Origin of the sequence: Aeromonas finlandensis, assembly GCF_000764645.1 — a bacterium.
Taxonomy (GTDB): Bacteria; Pseudomonadota; Gammaproteobacteria; order Enterobacterales; family Aeromonadaceae; genus Aeromonas; species Aeromonas finlandensis.
On sequence record NZ_JRGK01000055.1, the window covers coordinates 1 to 6128 of the forward strand.

General features: G+C 59.7%; 6 protein-coding genes and 1 pseudogene. 5 read left to right on the plus strand and 2 right to left on the minus strand.

Going from position 1 to position 6128, the window contains the following annotated elements:
* Window positions 1-508: pseudogene (gene asp, locus LD28_RS0107475) on the plus strand (serine protease Asp); the annotation flags it as partial.
* A gap of 18 nt (window positions 509-526) precedes the next feature.
* On the plus strand, window positions 527-985 hold the full coding sequence (locus LD28_RS0107480) for a serine protease chaperone (RefSeq protein ID WP_033136361.1): 459 nt from the start codon (window positions 527-529) through the stop codon (window positions 983-985).
* Window positions 986-1054: 69 nt separating this feature from the next.
* On the opposite strand, the gene ppsA is transcribed toward LD28_RS0107480, so the two are convergent.
* Window positions 1055-3439: a phosphoenolpyruvate synthase gene (gene ppsA / locus LD28_RS0107485; protein ID WP_033136362.1), complete on the minus strand. Its 2385-nt coding sequence runs from the start codon at window positions 3437-3439 to the stop codon at window positions 1055-1057.
* A gap of 348 nt (window positions 3440-3787) precedes the next feature.
* Between ppsA and ppsR the strand changes: the two genes are divergently transcribed.
* Window positions 3788-4600 carry a posphoenolpyruvate synthetase regulatory kinase/phosphorylase PpsR gene (gene ppsR, locus LD28_RS0107490; protein ID WP_033136363.1) on the plus strand — a complete coding sequence of 271 codons (813 nt, stop codon included), beginning with the start codon at window positions 3788-3790 and terminating at the stop codon, window positions 4598-4600.
* Between the two features lie 235 nt (window positions 4601-4835).
* Here ppsR and LD28_RS0107495 read toward each other — a convergent pair whose 3' ends face one another.
* Entirely contained in the window at window positions 4836-5132 is a 297-nt protein-coding gene (locus LD28_RS0107495; protein ID WP_241462269.1) for a hypothetical protein, read from the minus strand.
* A gap of 28 nt (window positions 5133-5160) precedes the next feature.
* Here LD28_RS0107495 and LD28_RS22915 point away from each other — a divergent pair, with 28 nt between their 5' ends.
* On the plus strand, window positions 5161-5394 hold the full coding sequence (locus LD28_RS22915) for a hypothetical protein (RefSeq protein WP_156120138.1): 234 nt from the start codon (window positions 5161-5163) through the stop codon (window positions 5392-5394).
* 124 nt (window positions 5395-5518) lie between these two features.
* A partial coding sequence (locus tag LD28_RS0107500; RefSeq protein WP_033136364.1) for an amino acid permease occupies window positions 5519-6128 on the plus strand: 610 nt, incomplete at its 3' end.

Consider the following 6128-nt stretch of genomic DNA (forward strand, 5'->3'; position numbering starts at 1 on the left):
CCCCCCTCTGGTGCAACTGCCCTGGCTGAAGACCAGCGTTACTGGCAGCGCCGCCGCCATTGCGGATACTGGCAACAGCCCGACCCGTTCAACCACACGCATCGTGACACCATTGACGGTGGAAGCGGTTCAGGTGATGGTGAATCTGGATCATCAGCGCCTGCCCGACCTGCTGATCGAGCTGGTCTCTCCCTCAGGCACCCGCAGCATCCTGCTCAACCCCTTCAACAGCCTGGTCGGTCAATCCCTTGATCAGCAAAAACTGGGATATGTGCACACCAAAGGGCTGCGTGACATGCGCCTGCTCTCCCACAAGTTCTACGGTGAAGCAGCCGAGGGCGAATGGCGACTGGAGGTGACCGACGTTGCCAACGGTACCCGCCAGGTCTCTCTGCTCCATCGCGAGACCAAGGAGCGCACCACCCTGACCGAGCACAACAATCGCCAACCGGGCAAGCTGATCTCATGGTCCCTGCGGGTCCTGGGTCACGAAGCCAACCGCAGCTAACACGCTAGGAGTATTACCATGAACAAACCTGTTACCTTGCTTCTGGCAACCTTGCTGGCCCCCCTCTCGGGACAGCTCTGCGCCGAAGAGTCCATCACCATGGATGGCAAGCAGTACAGCACCATAGAGGTGAACGGCGAGACCTATCTCATTCCCGACAACGGCAGCAAGAAGCGGGTCGCCCGCAGTCTTGACAGCAAGGTCCCGCAGCAGAGCCTGCGCCGCGGCGACGTGCTGATGCAAGGGGCCGCCAGCCCGGAGCTCACTGTCAGCGGCACCCTGCTGGTGGAAGCTGACGATGCCAGCGCCACCGCACTGGCAAGCCGCCACGGCCTGAGCTTCAAACAGAGCAGTGGCGGTATCGCCCTGCTGGAGGCCAAACCGGGCACCGATCTCAACGCCATCGCCAGCAAGCTCAAGAGCGAAGGGGTGAAGGTACAGATCGAGCTGTCGGGGGCCGAACAGCAGCCGAAATAGGCCGCACCACACAGATAACAAAGGGGGCCATCATGGCCCCCTTTCTGTGCTGTTCATTGTGACAGTGGCTTACTTGCCGCCATGCTGCTCCGCCAGATAGAGCCAGGTGTCGACCACGGTATCGGGGTTCAGCGACACCGAATCGATCCCCTGCTCCACCAGCCAGGCAGCGAAGTCCGGGTGATCGGATGGGCCTTGGCCGCAGATCCCCACATACTTGCCCGCCTTGCGCGCAGCCTGGATCGCCATCGCCAGCAGCGCCTTGACCGCCTCGTTGCGCTCGTCGAACAGGTGGGCAATCAGCCCGGAATCCCGATCCAGCCCAAGAGTGAGCTGGGTCATGTCGTTGGAGCCGATGGAAAAGCCGTCCACGTGCTCGAGGAACTTGTCCGCCAGCAGGGCGTTGCTCGGGATCTCGCACATCATGATCACCTTGAGCCCCCGCTCGCCACGACGCAGACCGTTCTCAGCCAGGATCTCGATCACCTGCTCCGCCTCACCCACGGTGCGCACGAAGGGGATCATCACCTCGACGTTGGTCAGCCCCATCACATCGCGCACCCGCTTGATCGCCTCGCACTCGAGGGCAAAGCAGGGGCGGAAGCTGTCGGCGATGTAGCGTGACGCGCCACGAAAACCGATCATCGGGTTCTCCTCGTGGGGCTCGTAGCCACGACCGCCCACCAGGTTGGCGTACTCGTTGGACTTGAAGTCCGACATCCGCACGATCACCCGCTCCGGCCAGAACGCCGCCCCCAGGGTGGCGATCCCCTCGGTCAGCTTGGCCACGTAGAACTCACGCGGACTGTCGTAACCGGCGATCATCTTGGCGATGGTGGACTGCAGCTCTGGCGTTTGCTGGTCAAACTCCAGCAGCGCCTTGGGGTGCACCCCGATCATCCGGTTGATGATGAACTCGAGGCGTGCCAACCCCACCCCTGCATTGGGCAGTTGGGCAAAGTCGAAGGCCCGGTCCGGGTTGCCGACGTTCATCATGATCTTGATGGGCAACCGTGGCATGTTGCCCACCTCGGTCACCGCCACGTCGAAGTCCAGCTCGCCGTCATAGATAAAACCGGTATCCCCTTCCGCGCAGGAGACGGTGATCCGCTGACCCGGCTCAATATGGTCGGTGGCGTTGCCACAACCCACCACCGCCGGAATGCCCAGCTCGCGGGCGATAATGGCAGCGTGACAGGTGCGGCCGCCCCGGTTGGTCACGATGGCGGAGGCCCGCTTCATGATGGGCTCCCAGTCCGGGTCGGTCATGTCGGTGACCAGCACGTCGCCGGACTGTACCTCGTCCATCTGGCTGATGGAGGAGATGACCCGCGCCGGGCCCGCACCAATCTTGTGGCCGATGGCCCGCCCTTCGATCAGCACCTTGCCCGACTGCTTGAGGGCAAAACGCTCGAGGGTGTTGGCCTCCTGACGGCTGCGCACGGTTTCCGGGCGCGCCTGCACGATGTAGAGCTGGCCATCCTGCCCATCCTTGGCCCACTCGATATCCATCGGGCGACCATAGTGCTGCTCGATGATAAGGGCCTGTTTCGCCAACGCCATTACCTCCTCATCGGTGATGCAGAAGCGGCTGCGCTCGGCCTCATCGGTGTCGACAATCTTCACCTGACGGCCGTGACCGGCATCGTCCGAGTAGGTCATCTTGATAAGCTTGGAGCCGAGGGTCTTGCGCACCACCGCCGGGCGGCCGCCCTTGAGGGTCGGCTTGTGCACATAGAACTCGTCCGGATTGACGGCCCCCTGCACCACCATCTCCCCCAGCCCCTGACTGCCGGTGATAAAGACCACGTCGTTGAAGCCGGACTCGGTATCCAGGGTAAACATCACGCCGGAGGCGGCGAGATCCGAGCGCACCATCCGCTGCACCCCGGCCGAGAGAGCAACCCCCTTGTGGTCATAGCCCTGATGCACCCGATAGGAGATGGCGCGATCGTTGAACAGAGAAGCAAACACATGCTTGACCGCCGTCATGACGGCATCGATGCCACGTACGTTGAGGAAGGTCTCCTGCTGACCGGCAAAGGAGGCGTCCGGCATATCCTCGGCAGTGGCGGAGGAGCGCACCGCAAACGAGGCACTCATGCCATCACCCAAGCCTGCACTCAACTTCTCATAGGCAACCCGGATCGCCTGCTCCAGCTCGGGCTGGAACGGGGCGTCGATCACCCAGTCGCGGATCTGCTGACCGGCCCGGTTGAGGGCAGCGATATCGTCCACGTCCAGATTGTCGAGCAGATGGTGGATCTTGCCGTTGAGGCCGCTTGACTCCAGAAACTCGTTAAACGCAAAGGCGGTGGTGGCAAAGCCCCCCGGCACGGATACACCGGCGCCAGAGAGGTTACTGATCATCTCGCCAAGGGATGCGTTCTTGCCGCCAACTCGTTCTACGTCCTGCATTCCGAGTTGTTCGTACCAGAGCACGTACTGTTGCACTTGGATGTCTCCAGATTGGTGGGCACCGATGCCATCGCACCTCGTGCGCCCGATTTAATCGATGAGGTTATGGGTAAGTCAGGTGCGTTATTGTCTGTTTCTTTGGTTGCCAACGACCATGAAAACGTTTTCTACTGGTTTTCAAAAAAATCCCCGAGCAAGGGTTGAGGATGGTCGAATGACCGGAACATTCTACAATGGCGACACAAAAAGATAACGATTCAGGTTTGCAAGCCACTTCACAACTTGGGCACAGCAGATCGGTTGACAAAACTGGTATGGTTTCGAGGGATACTTCTCACCCTTTACCCCATGCGGCCCTATACGCCGGTATCACAGGAGCCCCACGTGCACACCGTATTTTATGTTTCAGACGGCACCGCCATCACCGCCGAAGTGTTCGGCCACGCGGTACTGAGCCAGTTTCCGCTGGCCTTCGAGCAGATCACTATCCCCTTTGTGGAGACCCAGGAGAAAGCCCGTCAGGTGCGGATGCGGATCGATGAACAGTTCCGCCAGACCGGGGTGCGCCCCATCCTGTTTCACACCATCGTCGACCCGCTGGTACGGGAAGAGGTGCTCAAATCGGAAGCGTGCGGCCATGACTTTCTCAATACCTTCGTCAGCCCGCTGGAGCAGGAGCTGGGGGTAAAAGCCGAGCCCCGCCTCCACCGCACTCACGGCATGGAGAATCGCAAGCTCTATGACGATCGCATCGAGGCGGTCAACTTTGCGCTGGCCAACGACGATGGCATCACCACCAAAGAGTACGATGAGGCGGACATCATCCTGATCGGGGTCTCCCGCTGCGGCAAGACCCCCACCAGCCTCTATCTGGCGCTGCAGTTCGGCATTCGTGCCGCCAACTACCCCTTTATCGAGCAGGACATGGGCATGCTGGAGCTGCCCGCCCCCCTCAAGGCCAACCGTCACAAGCTGTTTGGCCTCACCATAGCGCCGCAGCGGCTGCATGAGATCCGTAACCAGCGCCGTGCCAACAGCCGCTACTCCTCCATCGAACAGTGCGAGCAGGAGCTGGCCTGCGTGGAGCGGCTGTTTCGCCAGGAGGCGATCCGCTTCCTCGATACCAGCTCCCACTCGGTGGAGGAGATCAGCGCCAAGGTCCTCGAGGCGACCGGTCTTCGCCGCCAGCTCTGTTAAGCCAGCTTGACAGCTATCGACATCAACAAAAGATAAAAACCCCAGATCGGCGGTAAAAGTCAGCTGTTGTAAGTTGTGGTTTGCATAGATGACGGTGAAAAGCATGGATGAAAAAGGGATAAGTACCACAAATGCTTATCCCTCTGCGTGCCGACCTTGTCATTGCGCGCTTGTCACCTGCCGCTCTGTTCTGTTCCGCTCTGCTCTACTGTGCTGTGCGCACAGCCAGACATAACTAACGATTGAGCTCAGGGTTGTTCATCAACCGGGCATAGAAGGCCAGCAAGCCGTGGCGCAGGCGAACCCGCTCCGCCAACCAGCCGCCAGCAAGTGCCCCCGTCACTCCACCAACCAGTAGCAGCGACGGCCAGTAGTGGAGCAACCCCTGATCACCGAGCAACAGCCAGCCCAGCAGCATGGTGGCGGCCACCAGTAACAACAGCGGACAGGCGGCAATCCCTAACCAGAGCGCCACCAGCAGGCCCCGGGCAACCCCTTGTTGCAGCACACTTTCACGCTCTTGGGACTCCAACGTCCTGCACTCTTCCCTGCACTCTCGCTTGTTTGGCATCATTTGCATCCATTTATGGCCCAACACAACAAAAACCCACCGCCAAAGCAAAATGTCAACAAAATCGAATTCGATTGCACAAACATCAACCAAAAACTATCTGAAAGCCTCTCCAGATCATAAAAAAGCTGCCTTTGGTACAAAACACGGCCATTCAGCATGGAAAACAGGTGCATTCATGGCGGATTATCACTATTCTGCTTCGGTTGCCAGCCAACAGTAAAAATTGAAAACGGCATGGCGTAACGAAATAAATACAGCTTTCGTCAGGTTTTGGCTACGCACTGCGGCCTGCTCAGGATGAGCCCAATACCGACCAGAGACAACAGAGACGTAAGGACAGATCCATGGATTTGAAACAAGACGGTGAGGAGCTGAAGCGCGGCCTTAAAAACCGCCACATTCAGTTGATTGCTTTGGGCGGCGCCATCGGCACCGGCCTCTTTCTGGGCATTGCCCAAACCATCAAGATGGCAGGCCCCTCGGTCCTGCTGGGCTACGCCATCGGCGGCTTTATCGCCTTCCTGATCATGCGCCAGCTCGGTGAAATGGTGGTGGAAGAGCCGGTAGCCGGCTCCTTCAGCCACTTTGCCTACAAATACTGGGGCGAGTTTGCCGGTTTTGCGTCCGGCTGGAACTACTGGGTGCTCTACGTGCTGGTGAGCATGGCCGAGCTGACCGCGGTGGGCATCTATGTCCAGTACTGGTGGCCAGAGATCCCGACCTGGATGTCGGCAGCCTTCTTCTTCGTGCTGATCAACGCCATCAACCTCTCCAACGTCAAAGCGTTTGGCGAGATGGAGTTCTGGTTCGCCATCATCAAGGTGGTCGCCATCATCGGCATGATTGGCTTCGGTGGCTATCTGCTCATCTCCGGCACCGGCGGCCCCGAGGCGAGCGTCACCAACCTGTGGGCGCAAGGCGGCTTCTTCCCCAATGGCATCAGCGGTCTGGTGA